Here is a 17,675-nt window from a genome sequence, read left to right as displayed (position 1 = left end):
CGGGAAAACGGTCTGAAAACCGATCGTCACTTCCGCGGCAGCAGCTGCCACACCTTGATCCGCCCGGTCGGATGCGGCGTCCCGTCGAGCCGCACCGCGCGCACGATCGAGACCGGGCGACGCAGCGTCTCGCCCTTCATCGCGCCCTCGCCGCCCTGGCTGGTCGGCATCGCGAGGATCCGCCGGACGACGTCCATCCCCGCGACGACCTTGCCGAACACGGCGTAGCCGGGCGATCCCGGTCGTGCGTCCATGTTGGGGAACGGCCCCGACATGAGTGAGAAATTGGCGGTCCCCGAATCGGTCGCATCATAGCGCGCCATCGAGATCACCCCGTCGACATGATGCAGGCCGGTCCGGCTGGTCGGCTCGAGCGGCAACGTCCCCAGCCGCCGCCGCGCATCGGTGCCGATCCCGCCCTCGATGAACCCCAGCCCGGGCTTGCCCGGCCGCCGCGAGGCCCGGAAGAACGCGGTCCCGTCGAGCCGCTGGTCATCGACATAGGCGAGGAAGTTGGTCGCGGTGCGGGGGGCGTGGCGCGTATCGACCGCGACCGTGATCGGCCCCGCCGACGTCTCCAGCCGGACCCGCACCAGCGGGGGCTCGACCGGTGCCGCGCCGGTCAGCAGCACCAGCGCCAGGATACCCACGATCAACCGCATGCAACACGTCTCCGAACCCATAGTGCCCTTCCTCTAGGGACAGTTGCGCCGAAGCGGAACGGGACACGACCAGCCGGGGATCGCGCGGGACGAACCGCGCGCCGCACGCCGGGGTTGCGATCGGCCCCCCGCGACCGGAACCCGGGCACGCCCTCTATGATGGGACGACGCATGGCCGATGGGCGAAGCGCGTGCCGCCAGTTGCCGCCGTATCGTTCCTGTCCGCACCGACGCCGTCCAGTCCCGTTGGCGTCTCCACCGCCACGGATTCATTCCAGCACGTGCTGTCTGCATCCGCGACCGCTACCGTCGGCGATACGCCCCCCGGCACGCCCGGGTCGGTCGCGGCGAAGCCGTCTGCGCCGGAGGCCAGCCTGACGGTGGCGGCCACCGTGGCGACCGCAGCGCGCTTCGATGCCGCAGCCTTGGCCGGTGGGCTCGACGCCGTGCCCGCAGCGCCCGTCGCCGCGCCTGCAGCCACACATACGCCCTCGCTCGCGCCGGGGGCCGATGCACCCGAGCCGATGCGGGCGGCCGGGACGCCGAAGGAGGCGACTGACCCGGCGGGACTCCCCCCGACCAGCGGCACGATTCCGGTGCAGCCGCCGTCCGTTCCGGATGCGCCCCCCGCAATCGATGCCAGGGGGCCAGCCGCGCCCCGTGGCCTCGGCAAGACATCGTCCCGAACGGCAACCGACAAGGGCGTCGCGAACGATACCACCGCAGCCGACGATGCCATGGCGGCGCCGCCGGGCACGCCGATGCTCATGCCCGCAGTGCCTACCACCCGCGCGCCGGTGCCGCCGGCTGCGCCGTCCGCGCACGGCGCGGCGACCGGTGCGGGGATCCCCACGGTCGCGCCCGGACCGCAGGACGCGGGCGGCGCGGCACAGGCGGGAGCTGCCGGTCCCGCCGGGGCCACACCGACCGCCGCTGTGCCAGACGGCACGGCGCATGGCCCGGCGACCCCGGCCGGGTCGCCGCCCGATCGTCCCACGGCCGTCTCGGGCGTCGCCCCGGCCCAAGCGGCCCTGACCGGCCCCGCAGCGGCATCGCCGCAACCGCCGTTCGTCCTGCCGAGCCAGCACCCGCTCGCCGCGCCCGCCGGCGCGCCGCCGCTCCCCGCCCCGCCGCATGGCACCGTGGATGCCGGAACGGCGCGCGCCGCGGCGATCGGGCAGGACGTCGGCCTGGCGATCGCGCGGCACGTGGGCGGGGACGGCACCAGCACGCTGACGATCCGGCTGGATCCGGTCGAACTCGGCCGGGTCGAGGTGCGGATGCATATCGACGCCACGGGCAAGATGCTGGCGACGATCTCGGCGGACCAGCCCGCTGCGCTCGACCTGCTGCGACGGGATACGGACACGCTGGCACAGACCGTGTCGCAGGCCGGGGTCCAGGCGGATGCCGGCAGCTTCCGGTTCGACTCGCGTTCGGGCGCCAATGGCGAACGGGCGTGGGCATCGGCCGCGCAAGCGCGCCGTTCCGCGCCCGAAGACGATGCCACCCCGATCATCGCGCCCCCCGCCCCCGCAACCGGCCTGCGCGCCAGCGGACGGATCAATCTCGTAGCCTGAGGACCCCCGCATGACCACGATCACCGCCGCGACCGCCGCGACCGGCACGACGACCGCCGCCAGCACCAGCTCCGCCCTGGCGAAGCTGACCAGCGATTCGAACATGTTCCTGAAGCTGCTGACGACCCAGATGCAGAATCAGGATCCGCTCAAGCCGATGGACACGTCGCAATATACCCAGCAGCTCGTGCAATTCTCGCAAGTCGAACAGTCGATCCAGCAGAACCAGTCGCTCAAGGACATTCTCGCCAAGCTGTCGTCCAGCGACCTGTCGAACGCCGCGTCGATGATCGGGCACGTCGCCAGCTTCGACAGCAGCATCGCCGCGCTGGGCAGTGCCGGCGGGGCGAGCTGGACCTATACCACCGACCGATCGCCGCAGGCGCTCGTCGCGACCATCAGCGACGCGAATGGCAACACCGTCTCCACCCAGGCGGTCGACCCCGCCGCCAGCAGCTTCACCTGGGACGGCACCGATTCGCAGGGCAACCGCGCGGCACCCGGCGCCTATACGCTCGCGCTGTCCGCGACCGATGCCGCCGGCGCCACCATCCCCGTCGCGATCAGGGCCCGGGGTCAGGTGAGCGAAGTATCGCTCGACGGCGGCCAAGTGAGCCTGCTGGTCAACGGACAGAAATATGCGGCATCGAGCCTGGTGCGACTGACGAACGCACAGTGACCCGCGGGTCACACGGCGCCCTACCTCGATGTGTGTATGGCGAACCACAGTGTCTGCGCCTATTCCTCTTGGCCAGTCAACGCTGATGCTTTCGCCCTGTAGCAGATCTTCAGCGTCGTTTCGGCAGATTTAGCGTCGATAGGCATACGTCATACGAACCACATATCATCTCGATCGGCGGTCTACTGCCGACGCTCGCGCCGGGCCGGGCCGCGCGGCAAACGGCGACCGGGAGTCGCCGGCTGGCGCCGCCGAACGACAGCACCCGCCCGCGGCACAAAGACGACGGGCGCCGCGATCATCCGAAGGGACGAGTATTTCCTCAGTCAATTCAGGGCATTCGAAACGATACCTTAACGATGGTCCGTCTAGCCAGGAAATGCTCGAGGAATATACGGCGATGCCCCTTTCGAAAAACCATCTGCCGACAAGTGAAACACCGCTGGTTGTTGCAACGCTGTTGCATTTCCGGCGCCAGGTGCCGTGGATGTACGCCCTGCTTGCGATCAACGCGACGGCGCTCGCCTATACCCATGCCGGGCTCGCGCCCCGCTGGATGACCCATGCGCTTCCGGCGCTGCTGGTACCGCTGATCCTGTGGCGGATGTTCCGCTGGCTGATGCCGCCGACGCCGGAGATGCTGACGGAAGCCGGCGCGACCCGCATGATCAACCGCGCGACGGTGCTCGGATCGTTCTTCGCGGTGGCGTTCGTGTCGTGGGCGCTGGGGCTCGCCGCCTATGGCGGGCCGTATGAACACGGGCATGTCGTCGTCTTCATCGGCATTACCGTGCTCGGGTGCCTGTTCTGCCTGACCCATTTGCCTGGCGCCGCGACCGCGGTCGGTATCCTCGTCAGCGTTCCGCTGGTCGTCTATTGCCTGCTTAGCGGCAACCCCGTGTTCGTGTCGGTGGGCGTCAACATCGCGCTGGTCACCGCGGTTTTCCTGATCGTGCTCAAGGACGCGCATCGCGTGTTCCACAATCTGATCGCGTCGCGCAACGCGCTCGTCACCGAACGGCAGCAGGCACAGCGGCTGAGCGACGAGAACCGGCTGCTGGCGCATACCGATGTGCTCACCGGGCTGCCGAACCGGCGCTATTTCTTCGGGGCGCTGGAGGCGATGCTGGAGGCGCGCCATCAGCCGGACCCGGCCGCCCCCGCCACGCCGTTTTGCGTCGGCGTGCTCGACCTCGATCGGTTCAAGGCGATCAACGACACCTATGGCCATGTCTGCGGCGATCGCCTGCTCGGCGAGATCGGGCAGCGCCTGAACACGGCCGCGCAGGGCCCGCTGACCGTTGCCCGGCTGGGTGGCGACGAGTTCGGCGTGCTGTTCGACGGCCCGCCCGACCTGGCGCAGCCCGCGATCCGGGCCTTGTGCAGCAATATCCATGTCCCGATCGCGATCGACGGGTTCGAGGTGACGCTGGGCTGTTCGGCCGGGATCGCCGTCTATCCCGAGGCGGGCACCACCGCGCATGCGCTGTTCGACCGGTCCGATTATGCGCTCTACCACGTCAAGGCGCATCAGCGCGGGGGGTGCGCGGTCTTCTCGCACGAGCAGGAGGCGCTGATCCGGGTCGAGCAACGGGTCGAGGCCGCCTTGCAGGTCGCCTGCCTCGAGCGCGAGTTGGAGCTCCACTACCAGCCGATCTTCGATACCAGGACGATGACGGTCACCAGCGTCGAAGCACTGGCCCGCTGGAAATCGCCGGTTCTGGGCGAAGTCGCCCCCGCGACGCTGATCGCCGCGGCCGAGCGGCTCGGCGTGATCAACGCGGTCACCTTGATCCTGTTCGAACGCGCGCTGACCAGCCTCACCGTGCTGCCCGATCCCGTCTCGCTGTCGTTCAACCTGTCGGCGCAGGATCTGATGTCGCCGTCCACGATGCGCGAAATCGTACGGATGATCGTCGCGACCAACATCTCGCCCAAGCGGATCATCTTCGAGGTGACCGAGACGTCGCTCGTCACCGACATGGCCGCTGCGCGCGAGGCGCTGGAGCGGCTGCGCGACTTCGGGGTGCGCACCGCGCTGGACGATTTCGGAACCGGCTATTCCAGCCTGTGCTCGCTGCACGAACTGCCGCTCGACATCCTCAAGGTCGACCGCACCTTCGTCAACGGCATGGCGACGGGATCGGGGCGCAGCATGGTCGCGGCGATCCGCAACCTCGCGCAGTCGCTGTCGCTGGACTGCACGATGGAAGGGATCGAGACCGAGAACCAGCTGATCGAGGTGACCCTGGCGGGCTATCGGTATGCGCAAGGGTATCTGCTCGGTCGCCCGATGCCGATCGACGCGCTGTTGATGACGATGCGCGAGCAGCACGTGCACTTGCCCGAGGCCGCGCGCCACAGCGTCGGCTGAGCCCCCTGTGCGCACTACGTAGAGACACCGACGTGGTCCGGCTGCATCCCGACGGGGCAAGACGCAGGCGCGATGTCCCGTCGCGGCCGCGATGCCCAAGACCCGGCAGCTTGCGAGGCCGGGACGGAGATGCCGCATGCCGTTCCGGACCCTGATGGTGCATCTCGACGCGGGAGACGGCAATGCCAGCGTGCTGGCCGTGACGGCCGCCCTGGCGGCGCGATACGAGGCCGGCGTGATCGGCATCGCGGCCTGCGAGCCGATCCAGATCGGCTATGTCGATGGCGATTTCGCCGGCGCGCTGGCGGTGGCCGAGCGCGAGATCGTCGACGATACGCTGAAGACCGCCGGCACGGAATTCCGCGAATGTGCCGCCCTGCGGCGCCATGTCGTGGGATGGCGATCGATCCCGACGCTGGAGCCGATCGCGCACGTCGTCGCGACGGAGGCGCGCTGCGCCGATCTGGTCATCACCGGGGTCTCGACCGGCGGGATCGACACGTCGCGCCACGCCGACACCGCCGACCTGGTGATCCGCGCCGGACGCCCGGTCCTGGTGATCCCGCCCCATGCCGTGTCCGCAGCCTTCGAAACGGTGCTGGTCGCGTGGAACGACACGCGCGAATGCCGCCGCGCGATCAGCGACGCCCTGCCGTTTCTGGCGGGTGCCGAGCGCGTCGTCCTTGCCGGCGTCGGCAGCGCGCTGGGGGAGATCCGCGCGCAGGTCGACGACGTGGCGGCATGGCTGCGGCGGCACGCGATCACCGCCGACATCGTCATCGCGCGCGGCGATGCGGGCAATGCCAGGACCCTCGCCACGATTGCCGACGACCGCGCGGTCGACCTGATCGTCGCCGGGGCCTATGGCCACAACCGCCTCGCGGAATGGGCATTCGGGGGCGTGACGCGAACGCTGCTGCTGAATGGCAATCACTGCGCGCTGTTGTCGCACTGAGCGCGGCCGGGTGACGGCCTGGCGGGGCTCGGGTCAGGCGAGCAATCGCGCCGCGTGCCAGGCGATCTGGCGGTTCTCCCGCGAGGGGAGCACGCGCTGCGGCACGGTCCCCGCCCAGGCGAGATCGGCCCGGATCAGGTCGCGGACCTGCGCGTCGTTCTCGCCGATTCCGCCGGTAAAGACGATCAGGTCCGCACCGCCCAGCGTCACCAGCATCCCGGCAACCTGCTTGGCGACCGATCGGCAGAAGATACGGATGGCAAGACGCGCGGCGGCCGTGTCGGTGCCGTGCAGCACCCGCAGATCCGCCGAGACGGCGGACAGGCCGAGCAGACCCGACTCGCGGTCGATCACCGCCTCGATCGCCGCCGCATCCATCCGGCGTTCACGCAGCAGGTACAGCAGCAGCCCCGGGTCGATGTCGCCCGCGCGCGTTCCCATCACCACCCCGCCCGAGGGCGTGAGCCCCATGCTGGTGTCGACCGAGCGTCCGCCGCGCACCGCGGTCACGCTCGCCCCGTTGCCGAGATGCGCGATGATCAGGCGGTCGGGCAGCGCGTCCCCCAGCTGCGCGACGATCGATTCACACGACAGGCCGTGGAAGCCATATCGCCGGATCCCGTCCGCGCGCAGCGCCGCCGGGATCGGCAGCGTCCGGGCGACGTCGGGCATGTCGGCATGGAACCCGGTATCGAAGCAGGCGACCTGCGGCACGCCCGGATAGCGGGCCTGCGCCAGCGCGATCATCGCCAGCGCGGCCGGACCGTGCAGCGGGGCAAACGCCGATGCGCGCCGCAGCCGGTCGATCACTCCCGCATCGATCACCACCGGCGCAAACAGCTCGGTGCCGCCATGCACGATGCGGTGGCCGATCGCATCCGGCGTCACCGCCCCGATCCGGTCGAACAGCGCGGTATCGGCGGTGCCATGCTCGACCTCGCCGGCGGCGATCTCGCGCAGCGGATCGACGTCGGCATAGACGCCGAACTTGACCGAGGACGACCCGCCGTTGAGCGTCAGGATCGTGCGCGTCACCGCGACCAGCGCCAGTCGCGGATTTCGGGCAGGTCCTCGCCATGCTCGGCGATGTACAGCTTGTGCCGCTCCATCGTCGCCCAATAGCGCTGCGTCTCCGCCCCGACCCGGTCGCGCAGCCGCGGAATGCGCACGATCGCGTCGAGGGCGAGCCGGAACCGGTCGAGATCGTTGAGCACGACCATGTCGAACGGTGTGGTCGTGGTGCCCTCTTCCTTGAACCCGCGCACATGGAAATTGTGGTGGTTGGGCTGGCGATACGCGAGCCGGTGGATCAGCGCGGGATAGCCGTGGAACGCGAAGATCACCGGGACGTCGGCAGTGAACAGCGCGGTGAAGGCGCGGTCGTCGAGCCCGTGCGGATGCTCCGATTGCGGCTGGAGCACCATCAGGTCGACGACGTTGACGACGCGGATACGAATGTCCGGGATATAGTCCCGGAGCAGCTGCACCGCCGCGAGCGTCTCGAGCGTCGGCACGTCGCCCGCGCAGGCCATCACCACGTCGGGCGTCTCGTCCGGGTCACTCGCCCAGTCCCAGATGCCCGCACCGGCGGTACAGTGCCGCACCGCGTCGTCGATCCCGAGCCACTGCCATTCGGGCTGCTTCCCCGCGACGATCACGTTCACATAGTGCCGGCTGCGCAGGCAATGATCCGCCACCGACAACAGGCAGTTCGCATCGGGCGGCAGATAGATCCGCGCGACGCTCGCGGTCTTGTTCGCGACATGGTCGAGGAAGCCCGGGTCCTGGTGCGACAGGCCATTATGGTCCTGCCGCCAGACGTGCGACGTGAGCAGGTAATTGAGCGACGCGATCGGCCGCCGCCACGCGATCTTCGACGAGACCTTGAGCCATTTGGCATGCTGGTTGACCATCGAATCGACGATGTGGACGAACGCCTCGTAGCAACTGAACAGCCCGTGCCGCCCGGTCAGCAGATAGCCCTCGAGCCACCCCTGGCAGAGATGCTCGCTCAGCACCTCCATCACCCGCCCGTCGCGGTCGAGATGCTCGTCGACGGGGTCGATCTCCGCCATCCACGCCTTGCCAGACACCTCATAGACCGCCTGCAACCGGTTCGACGCGGTCTCGTCCGGGCCGAACAGGCGGAAGTTGGTCGTGTCCGTGTTGAGCGCCATCACGTCGCGCAGATAGCCGCCGAGCACCGCGGTCGCCGCCGCGGTCACCGCGCCCGGCGCGGGCACCGCCAGCGCGGACGCGCGGAAATCGGGAAGTGCCAGCGGGACGAGCAGCTCGCCGCCATTGGCGTGCGGGTTCGACCCCATCCGGCGATGCCCGGTCGGCGCGAGCGAGGCGTAGTCCTCGCGGAACTTGCCAGTCGCGTCGAACAATTCTTGCGCGTCGTAGCTTTGCAGCCACGTGTCGAGCTGGACGAGATGCTCGGGGTTCTTGAAGTCGGCGATCGGCACCTGGTGCGCACGCCAGGTGCCCTCGACCGGCTTGCCGTCGACCTCCTTCGGCCCGGTCCACCCCTTGGGCGTCTTGAGCACGATCATCGGCCAGCGCGGGCGTGCGGCATCGTCCGCGCCGGTGCGCGCGATCCGCTGGATCTCCGCGATCCGCGTGAGCACCGCATCCAGCGTGGCGGCGAGCAATTGGTGGACCATCTCCGGATCGTCGCCCTCGACGAACCACGGTTCGTGGCCATAGCCGTGCAGCAGGTCGGTCAGTTCCTCCCGCCCGATCCGCGCGAGCACGGTCGGGTTGGCGATCTTGAAGCCGTTGAGATGGAGGATCGGCAGCACCGCGCCATCGCGCGCGGGGTTGAGGAACTTGTTGCCGTGCCAGCTCGCCGCCAGCGCGCCCGTCTCCGCCTCGCCGTCGCCAATCACGCAAGCGACGACCAGATCGGGATTGTCGAACGCCGCGCCGTACGCATGCGCGAGCGAATAGCCGAGCTCGCCGCCTTCGTGGATCGACCCCGGCGTTTCGGGCGCCACATGGCTGGGGATGCCACCCGGCCAGGAGAATTGGCGGAACAGCCGGTCCATCCCGCCACGACTCCGCTCGATCGCGGGATAGCGCTCGGTGTACGAGCCTTCGAGATAGGTGTTGGCGACGATGCCGGGGCCGCCATGCCCGGGGCCGACGATCAGGATCATGTCGAGATCGCGCTCCACGATCACGCGGTTGAGATGGACGTACAGCAGGTTGAGCCCCGGCGTCGTCCCCCAATGCCCCAGCAGCCGGGTCTTGACGTCGGAGATCGCGAGCGGCTGATCGAGCAAGGGGTTGGAGCGCAGGTAGATTTGCCCGACTGACAGGTAATTGGCCGCGCGCCAATAGCCGTGCATCCGCCGCAGCAGATCGGGCGAGAGCGGCGCTTCCGGGGGCGGGACCGAGGCGATGGGGTCGGTCATGCGGGTTCCTGTCGATGGCTGGCCCTGTCCTTGCGCGTTCGGCACGGGCGCGTCTCTGGAGGAAACTACGTAGCGTGCGGCGCGCATTCCCTTGGCGGGCAGGCTGCCCTAGGGAACGGAAATGCCCGCGCAATTCCCCTGGCAATTCGGCTCCGTGCTGCCGTGGCTCGACCTGTTCGGGATCGCGGTGTTCGCGATCACCGGCGCGCTCGCCGCGATCCGGCATCGGCAGACGCTCGTCACCGCGACCTTCTTCGCGCTGATCACCGGAACCGGCGGCGGATCGGTGCGCGATCTGCTGATTGGCGCGCCGGTGTTCTGGGTGCACGACCGGCTCGTCGCGGGGACGTGCCTCGCGGTCGCGGTGTTGGTGTGGACGACTCCGCAACGCTGGTGGAAGGGCACCGCGCTCGACTGGCTCGATGCGGTGGGCCTGGCGGCGTATGCGGTGTTCGGCGCGGCCAAGGCGCTCGCGTTCGGCATCCCCCCCGTCCCCGCCGCCTTGATGGGCGTGGTGACCGCGTGCGTCGGCGGGATCATCCGCGACGTGCTCGCCGGCGAACCGTCGATCCTGATGCGGCCGGAGCTTTATGTGACGGCGGCGGCGCTCGCGGCGGGGCTGTATGTGGTGCTGGTGACGGTGGGGGTGTCACCCAACCTCGCCGCGCCGGTGGCGGCGGTTTGCGGCTTTGCGCTGCGGGCTGCGGCGATCCATTTTAGGCTGGCGCTACCCGCCTACGGCAAAGCCCCCGATTAACCCACCCGTGGACGGCTCGGCGCAAGGGAACCCTCGTAACCGGCCGCGCGCTTCCCTATCTCATCCTCTGGCGCTTCCATCAGAACAGAAGTAGAACTCGCTTTTATGCTGACTCATATTTCCGTGCGCGGCGCGCGCGAGCACAATCTCAAGGACGTGTCGGTCGATATCCCGCGCGATACGCTGACGGTCATCACCGGCCTGTCGGGGAGCGGCAAGTCGAGCCTCGCGTTCGACACGATCTACGCCGAGGGGCAGCGCCGCTACGTCGAGTCGCTCAGCGCCTACGCCCGCCAGTTCCTCGAACTGATGCAGAAGCCCGACGTCGACCATATCGAGGGCCTCTCCCCTGCGATCAGCATCGAGCAGAAGACCACCAGCCGCAACCCGCGCTCGACCGTCGCGACCGTCACCGAGATCTACGATTACATGCGCCTGCTGTGGGCGCGCGTCGGCATCCCGTATTCCCCCGCGACCGGCGAGCCGATCGCCGCGCAGACCGTCAGCCAGATGGTCGACCGCGTCATGGCGCTCCCCGAGGGCACGCGGCTCTACCTGCTCGCGCCGGTCGTCCGCGGGCGCAAGGGCGAGTATAAGAAGGAGCTGCTCGAATGGCAGAAGGCGGGGTTCACCCGCGTCCGCATCGACGGCGAGATCCATGAGATCGACGAAGCCCCCGCGATCGACAAGAAGTTCAAGCACGACCTCGAGGTCGTCGTCGACCGCCTCGTCATCGGTCCCGACATCGCGACGCGCCTCGCGGAAAGCTTCGAGGCCGCGCTGAAACTCGCCGACGGACTGGCGTATGTCGACCCGGCCGATCCGGTCGAGGTCCATACCCCCAAGCAGGAAGTCCTCGGCGACAACGCGCCCCCCGGCCGCATCGTGTTCAGCGAAAAGTTCGCCTGCCCGATCTCGGGCTTCACGATCGCCGAGATCGAACCGCGGCTGTTCTCGTTCAACGCCCCCCAGGGCGCCTGCCCCGCATGCGACGGGCTCGGCGAGAAACTGCTGTTCGACGAGGATCTCGTCGTCCCCAACCATGCGCTCAGCATCAAGAAGGGCGCGGTCGTGCCGTGGGCGAAGTCCAATCCTCCGTCGCCCTATTACATGCAGGTCCTCGGCAGCCTCGCGCGCGAATTCGACTTCAGCCTGGAAACCCCCTGGGAAGACCTGCCGGACGAGGCACAGCGCACGATCCTCCACGGCACCAAGGGCAAGCCCGTCACGCTGACCTTCATCGACGGCAAGAAGTCGTACGACGTCAAGAAGCCGTTCGAAGGCGTGATCGGCAACCTCAACCGCCGGATGCTCTCGACCGAGAGCGCGTGGATGCGCGAGGAACTCAACAAATATCAGAGCGCCGCCCCGTGCGAAGTCTGCCACGGCGGCCGCCTCAAGCCCGAGGCGCTCGCGGTCAAGATCGGGATGCGTGACATCTCGAGCGTCACGCGCCTGTCGGTCGTCGATGCGCTCACCTGGTTCGAACAGGTCCCCGCCGACCTCAGCGACCAGCAACGCGCGATCGCCGAGCGGATCCTCAAGGAAATCCTCGAGCGCCTCGGCTTCCTCAATAACGTCGGGCTCGACTATCTCAACCTCGATCGCACCTCGGGCACGCTGTCGGGCGGGGAATCGCAGCGCATCCGGCTCGCGTCGCAAATCGGCAGCGGGCTTTCGGGCGTGCTCTACGTGCTCGACGAGCCATCGATCGGGCTCCACCAGCGCGACAACGACATGCTGCTCAAGACGCTGCGGCGCCTCCGCGATCTCGGCAACACCGTGCTGGTGGTCGAGCATGACGAGGATGCGATCCGCACCGCCGATTACGTCATCGACATGGGGCCGGGCGCGGGCGTGCGCGGCGGGCATATCGTCGCGCAGGGCACGTTCGAGGAAGTCCTCGCCAACGAAAACAGCATCACCGCGGATTATCTGTCGGGCCGGCGCGAGGTCGCGGTGCCCAAGACCCGGCGCAAGGGCAATGGCAAGAAGATCACCGTCCACAACGCCACCGCCAACAACCTCAAGGGCGTGACCGCGAGCCTCCCGCTCGGCACCTTCACCTGCATCACCGGGGTCAGCGGCAGCGGCAAGTCGAGCTTCACGATCGACACGCTGTTCGCCGCCGCATCGCGCACCTTGAACGGCGCGCGGATCGTTCAGGGCAAGCACGACAAGATCACCGGGCTGCAATATCTCGACAAGGTCATCGACATCGACCAGTCGCCGATCGGCCGCACCCCGCGCTCCAACCCCGCGACCTATACCGGCAGCTTCACCCAGATCCGCGACTGGTTCGCCGGGCTCCCGGAATCGCAGGCGCGCGGCTACAAGCCCGGGCGGTTCAGCTTTAACGTCAAGGGCGGGCGCTGCGAGGCGTGCCAGGGCGACGGGCTGCTCAAGATCGAGATGCACTTCCTCCCCGACGTCTATGTGACGTGCGACGTGTGCCACGGCGAACGCTATAATCGCGAGACGCTCGAGGTGAAGTTCAAGGGCAAGAGCATCGCCGACGTGCTCGACATGACGGTCGAGGATGCGGTCGACTTCTTCAAGGCGGTCCCGCCGATCCGCGACAAGATGGCGATGCTCGAGGAAGTGGGCCTCGGCTACGTCAAGGTCGGCCAGCAGGCGACGACGCTCTCGGGCGGCGAGGCGCAGCGCGTCAAGCTCGCCAAGGAGCTTTCCCGCAGGGCGACGGGGCAGACGTTGTACATCCTGGATGAACCGACGACGGGGCTGCATTTCGAGGACGTGCGCAAGCTGCTCGAAGTGCTCCACCAACTGGTCGAGCAGGGGAATACGGTGGTCGTGATCGAGCACAATCTGGATGTGATCAAGACCGCGGACTGGGTGCTGGATCTAGGGCCTGAGGGCGGTGTGAAGGGCGGGGAGATCGTCGCGCAGGGGACGCCGGAGGTTGTGGCAAAGGCGAAGGGCTCGTTTACCGGCAAGTACCTTGCCCCGCTCTTGAGCCGTCCCGCCGCTACGGCGGCATGACGACGACGGAGCGGTCGTGGACGGAGGCCAAACAGTCCGGGGGACTGTTCGTTCGAGTACGTGCGCAGCAGGGTGTGATCAAAACCGCGGACTTCATACTGTCTCGAGTGTGAGGTCGGCGTCTAGGGCGCGATCGTCGAGCAGAGATGATCGTGGTTTCTCGAAGGGATTCTCTGGGTTTTGCGCTCGGGCGCGCAGTGGCGCGACCTACCCGAGCGGTATGGTCCGCTGATCACATGCTACAATCGCCTTTTCCAGGGGCGCACGCTGGCGTTTAGGACAAACTGATGAATGCCATCATCGCGGCGATGATATCCAGATGACTTGAAGCCCTTCAATCCCGGGGCACCAGCAGGCTACGACCGCAAAAGAGGGGCCTTGAGTCAGCGCCTCGGTCGCTTCCGAGGCGGGTTCACGACCAAGGTCCACGCGGTCGTTGATGCGCAAGGGCTCTCGATCCAACCAAACCTGACAGTAAATGGGTGATACAACGGAACCGCTGTATCTGGACTGCCGGATCGCATTAATTCGCAAGTTTTTGTGGCAAAAGTGCTCACCGAATGGTGACCGACATCTAGCTTTTATTGGAGAAGAGATCTATCGACCCATTGCAAATATTGTCTCGGGGGGGACATACACGTGCCGATCAACCATATATCGCCACTTGATGGTTTCCGCGCTCTTGCGATTCTGATCGTCTTTGTCGCACATTGCGGACTCGAGAAGCTTGTCCCGGGCGGATTCGGCGTCACTATATTCTTCTTTCTGAGCGGTTATTTGATCACCACGCTACTGCGTGCAGAGTTTGCGCAGACCGGACGCATTGACATAAGAGCCTTTTATGTCAGGCGAAGCGTACGCATCTTGCCCTCGCTCTACATTACAGTCCTGCTCCTTCTTGGTTTAACCCAATGGCTTCCCGCCGAGCATCCTGCCGAGTTCTGGGGTGTATTTTCGCAACTGGCCTTTCTGACCAACTACCCCTGGATTACCGGCAATGCACAGGGAGTCACCGGACCGCCGCTGTGGAGCCTCGCGGTCGAAGAGCATTTTTACCTGGTATTTCCTGTTATTTTTTCGGCGACGTTAGCGGCCCTTCCGCCGCGAAAAGCTGCTGGCCTGTGCCTGGGTGCGTGCATCGCGGTTCTCGGGATCCGTCTTGCAACCGTTGCGACCATATCCGACATCGGCAAAGTCTATTATTGGACGCACACGCGGATCGACAGCATTCTCTTCGGATGCTGCCTCGCTTTGTGGCAGAATCCGGTTCTCGACAAAGGCGCATGGCAGCCACGTATTATCCACGTGCTGTTCGCCTCGGCCATTCTCTTGGGGTGTTTAGCCATCCGGGACGAGCTTTTTCGCCAGACGGTCCGTTACACCTTGCAAGGCGGTGCGTTGTTCGTGATCTTCAGCTACGCTATCCATGATCGCGGCTGGGTGTCGATCGCGCTCTCCACCCGACCGCTGCGTGTAATCGCGCTCTATTCCTATACGCTGTACTTGATTCATGTGCCTATTATCGCCGGGGTACATGCCCTGTTTCCAGCGTTGGGGCTGCTGGGCCTCATCGTCATCAGCGGCGCGCTCTCGATGCTGTACGCCGCAGGAATGTATGCGCTGGTCGAGCAACCCGCGGCAAACTGGCGGCGACGCTTCCGTTCATCCAGCAGGACGATACCCCTCGCGACCTGACGCGATATCACGGTCGCCCCCCAACTCGCCAACACCTCGCGCCAGTGTCCCGTGCGTCGGACAGGTCAGCCCGCATGGCGCCGTAAGGAAGCTTGCCGCTTCCTAGGACGAGCGGCGCTGCGGCGGTCGGCCGCGCACGACGCTGTTCGGGACCGAGATACCCCGTCGCCGGGCCGATCACCGCCCCGCCGACCGACACTTCCGCCACGTCGAGCAACGCGTCGGTCAGCTCGGGCGCTTCGTCCGCGGGATCAAGCCAGCCGCGATCAGAATGTCGAACGCTCTCGGTCATTGGCCTTCCTCATCGAAGGGTTCGGCGTCCATGCGGGGGAAGCCCCGCAAGGGACGTCCGGGAGCATGCCCTCCCACCCCCGCCGTCACCCTGAACGCGTTTCAGGGTCCACCGCTCCACAGGGACGGTCCAAGCGTGTTGCGTCGTGGATGCTGAAACAAGTTCAGCATGACGGAAGAAGGGGGATCAACGCGGCCTCGGCAAAGTACAGCCCGCGCTCTCGCAGCGTGGCGTCGCGCCTGGCCAGGTCGAGTCTGATTTCCCCCCGCCCTTTCTGGTCCTGCGCAAAGGCGCGGGTCAATCGACCGCACATTCTCCGCTTCAGGCGCTCCCTCTCCAATCCGCGCCCGCCTTCGCCGCTGTCCTACACGCCCCAAAAAGCGTAAGCTCGCGCCTCGTTCTTTGACAGCACCGCACCCCCGCGTTTCCGCCCGATCCACCGGGCGATCCGCAAACCGTTTCCGCCTAACTTTCCCCTAACCTTCCGCAGCGCACCATCCGCGTGCCCCACCGCCACCGCTCACAAATACCGCCCGCTAACAGCCGCTTAGCCCGCCGCCCCCGTCGCCAGCACCGACCGCCGCCGCGAATAGCCGAAGTACAGCGCCGCCGCCCCGCCCAGCCACACCGCGAACAGCAGGTACGTGTCCTTCGGCAACCCCGCGATCAGGTACAGGCAGAACGCCGCACTCGCGATCGGCAGAACAGGGTAGAAGGGCACGCGGTAGCCGCGCGGCAGGTCCGGGCGGCTGCGTCGGAGCAGGATCACGCCGATCGACACCGAGGCGAAAGCGATCAGCGTCCCCATGCTCGTCAGATTGACCAGCACGTCGAGCGGCACCAATGCTGCGAGCAGCGCGACCCCGCCCGCGACCACCCAGGTGTTCTGGCGCGGCACCTGCCGCACCGGGTCGACCCGGCGGAAGAAGGCGGGGAGCAGCCCGTCGCGGCTCATCGCATACAGGATCCGCGTCTGGCCGTAGAGCACCACCAGCGTGACGCTGAAGATCGACGCGATCGCGCCGAGCGACAGCGCGAGCGCGGGCCACGCCGCCCCGGTCAGAGTGTGGAGGATCACCGCGAGCCCCGCCTCCTGCCCCTTGAACGCGGTCCACGGCTGCGCGCCGACCGCGGCGACCGCGACGAGGATATAGGCGGCGGTGACGATCAGCAGCGACAGGATGATCGCGAGCGGCAAATTGCGGCGCGGATTGTCGACCTCCTCGCCCGCGGTCGAGACCGCGTCGATCCCGATGTAGGAGAAGAAGATCGACGATGCCGCCGAGCCGATCCCGATCAGCCCCTTGGGCGCGAACGGGTGGAGATTGTCGGTGTTGAAATGCGCGAAAGCGACGCAGACGAACAGCAAAAGCACCGCAAGCTTGAGCAGAACCAGCACCGCATTGACGCTGGTCGACTCTTTTGCGCCGCGCAGCAGCAGCGTCAGGCACAGCCCGACCAGCACCACCGCGGGCAGATTGACCACCCCGCCCGCCCCCGGCGGCCGCGCGATCGCATCGGGAATGCGCCAGCCGGTGGTGAGGCTCAGCGCCTCGTTAAGATACTGCCCCCACCCCACCGCGATCGCCGAGGCCGACACGCCATATTCGAGCAACAGGCAAGCGCCGATCAGGAAGGCGGCAAGTTCCCCCATGGTTGCATAGGCATAGGAGTAAGACGACCCCGCCACCGGCACCGCCGACGCCAGCTCGGCATAGCACAGCGCGGTCAGCGCGGCGGTGATCCCGGCGATGACGAACGAAACGCTCACCGCCGGCCCAGCCTCGGGCACTGCCGTGGTGAGCGCAACGAAGATCCCCGTCCCGATCGTCGCGCCGACGCCGAGCATGGTCAGCTGGAACAAGCCAAACTTGCGCCCGAGGCCGTGGCCATGCCCCTCACCCGCCACGACAAAGTCGGCGACGGGCTTGCAGCGGAGCAGCGTGGCAAACACTGTCGATCGAGTCGTCACGCTGGTCCTGTCCTCAACGGTGGATCATTTGTTTCACCATCGTCGCCTAGGTTGCTGCCGGACGCGTGGCAATCGGCCAGATGCCCATCGATCTGTCCCCCTGGGGCGCCGCACCGGAGCTCTCGGGCCGAGCACGGGGCGAACGCCTTAAAACCGCGTATAACTACCTGGTAAAGACTTACTTAACCTTAATCTTCGCGTAATAGCTGGACAGTATCATAACCCCGGAGGGGCGGAAGCGTCAGCATTGGCTCTTTAGAGGCCGCGGCGCTTCATCATCAGACATC

The 17,675-nt window shown here is 67.1% G+C and carries 12 protein-coding genes; 7 read left to right on the top strand and 5 right to left on the bottom strand.

Translation table 11 applies throughout. The features are described 5' to 3' along the window. Nucleotides 1-26 precede the first annotated feature (26 nt). On the bottom strand, nt 27-662 hold the full coding sequence (locus L8G49_RS08240) for a peptidylprolyl isomerase (RefSeq protein WP_242139848.1): 636 nt from the start codon (nt 660-662) through the stop codon (nt 27-29). A gap of 281 nt (nt 663-943) precedes the next feature. Between L8G49_RS08240 and L8G49_RS08235 the strand changes: the two genes are divergently transcribed. The 4 genes from L8G49_RS08235 to L8G49_RS08220 all read left to right on the top strand — a co-directional run bounded on the left by L8G49_RS08235 (nt 944) and on the right by L8G49_RS08220 (nt 6,250). Further along, nucleotides 944-2,242 (top strand): flagellar hook-length control protein FliK, encoded by a 1,299-nt coding sequence (locus tag L8G49_RS08235; protein WP_242184043.1) that lies wholly within the window; start codon nt 944-946, stop codon nt 2,240-2,242. 10 nt (nt 2,243-2,252) lie between these two features. Next, complete coding sequence (locus L8G49_RS08230) at nt 2,253-2,921, top strand: flagellar hook capping FlgD N-terminal domain-containing protein (RefSeq protein ID WP_242184041.1); 669 nt, start codon at nt 2,253-2,255, stop codon at nt 2,919-2,921. Nucleotides 2,922-3,321: 400 nt separating this feature from the next. Continuing rightward, nucleotides 3,322-5,295, top strand: a complete 1,974-nt coding sequence (locus L8G49_RS08225; RefSeq protein WP_242184039.1) for an EAL domain-containing protein — start codon at nt 3,322-3,324, stop codon at nt 5,293-5,295. A gap of 136 nt (nt 5,296-5,431) precedes the next feature. Beyond that, nucleotides 5,432-6,250, top strand: coding sequence for a universal stress protein (locus L8G49_RS08220; protein WP_242139852.1), 819 nt, complete (start codon nt 5,432-5,434; stop codon nt 6,248-6,250). A gap of 33 nt (nt 6,251-6,283) precedes the next feature. Here the strand turns inward: L8G49_RS08220 and L8G49_RS08215 are convergent, their stop codons facing one another. After that, the gene (locus L8G49_RS08215) at nt 6,284-7,285 is read right to left on the bottom strand and encodes an acetate kinase (protein ID WP_242184036.1); all 1,002 of its coding nucleotides are present in this window, start codon (nt 7,283-7,285) and stop codon (nt 6,284-6,286) included. Beyond that, on the bottom strand, nt 7,282-9,669 hold the full coding sequence (locus tag L8G49_RS08210) for a phosphoketolase family protein (RefSeq protein ID WP_242184034.1): 2,388 nt from the start codon (nt 9,667-9,669) through the stop codon (nt 7,282-7,284). Before L8G49_RS08210 ends, L8G49_RS08215 begins: the two co-directional genes overlap by 4 nt. A 121-nt stretch (nt 9,670-9,790) precedes the next feature. Here L8G49_RS08210 and L8G49_RS08205 point away from each other — a divergent pair, with 121 nt between their 5' ends. From L8G49_RS08205 to L8G49_RS08195, 3 genes are all read left to right on the top strand, one after another. After that, entirely contained in the window at nt 9,791-10,426 is a 636-nt protein-coding gene (locus L8G49_RS08205; protein ID WP_242139855.1) for a trimeric intracellular cation channel family protein, read from the top strand. A 105-nt stretch (nt 10,427-10,531) separates the two neighbouring features. Continuing rightward, complete coding sequence (uvrA, locus tag L8G49_RS08200) at nt 10,532-13,429, top strand: excinuclease ABC subunit UvrA (protein WP_242139856.1); 2,898 nt, start codon at nt 10,532-10,534, stop codon at nt 13,427-13,429. A gap of 639 nt (nt 13,430-14,068) precedes the next feature. Further along, nucleotides 14,069-15,124, top strand: a complete 1,056-nt coding sequence (locus L8G49_RS08195) for an acyltransferase (RefSeq protein ID WP_242184033.1) — start codon at nt 14,069-14,071, stop codon at nt 15,122-15,124. A 7-nt stretch (nt 15,125-15,131) separates the two neighbouring features. Here the strand turns inward: L8G49_RS08195 and L8G49_RS08190 are convergent, their stop codons facing one another. Further along, nucleotides 15,132-15,416, bottom strand: coding sequence for a hypothetical protein (locus L8G49_RS08190; protein WP_242184030.1), 285 nt, complete (start codon nt 15,414-15,416; stop codon nt 15,132-15,134). 547 nt (nt 15,417-15,963) lie between these two features. Continuing rightward, nucleotides 15,964-17,388, bottom strand: a complete 1,425-nt coding sequence (locus tag L8G49_RS08185) for an amino acid permease (RefSeq protein ID WP_242184028.1) — start codon at nt 17,386-17,388, stop codon at nt 15,964-15,966. Nucleotides 17,389-17,675 lie beyond the last annotated feature (287 nt).

Source organism: Sphingomonas sp. CARO-RG-8B-R24-01 (genome assembly GCF_022662295.1).
Taxonomy (GTDB): Bacteria; Pseudomonadota; Alphaproteobacteria; order Sphingomonadales; family Sphingomonadaceae; genus Sphingomonas.
Note: the sequence above shows the minus strand (reverse complement) of the source record. Positions and strands in the feature narration are given on the sequence as shown.

Coding starts and splice junctions, on each gene's coding strand:
- L8G49_RS08240 (WP_242139848.1), bottom strand. CDS start 662: ATGCGGTTGATCGTGGGTATCCTGGCGCTGGTGCTGCTGACCGGCGCG.
- L8G49_RS08230 (WP_242184041.1), top strand. CDS start 2,253: ATGACCACGATCACCGCCGCGACCGCCGCGACCGGCACGACGACCGCC.
- L8G49_RS08225 (WP_242184039.1), top strand. CDS start 3,322: ATGCCCCTTTCGAAAAACCATCTGCCGACAAGTGAAACACCGCTGGTT.
- L8G49_RS08220 (WP_242139852.1), top strand. CDS start 5,432: ATGCCGTTCCGGACCCTGATGGTGCATCTCGACGCGGGAGACGGCAAT.
- L8G49_RS08210 (WP_242184034.1), bottom strand. CDS start 9,669: ATGACCGACCCCATCGCCTCGGTCCCGCCCCCGGAAGCGCCGCTCTCG.
- L8G49_RS08205 (WP_242139855.1), top strand. CDS start 9,791: ATGCCCGCGCAATTCCCCTGGCAATTCGGCTCCGTGCTGCCGTGGCTC.
- uvrA (WP_242139856.1), top strand. CDS start 10,532: ATGCTGACTCATATTTCCGTGCGCGGCGCGCGCGAGCACAATCTCAAG.
- L8G49_RS08190 (WP_242184030.1), bottom strand. CDS start 15,416: ATGACCGAGAGCGTTCGACATTCTGATCGCGGCTGGCTTGATCCCGCG.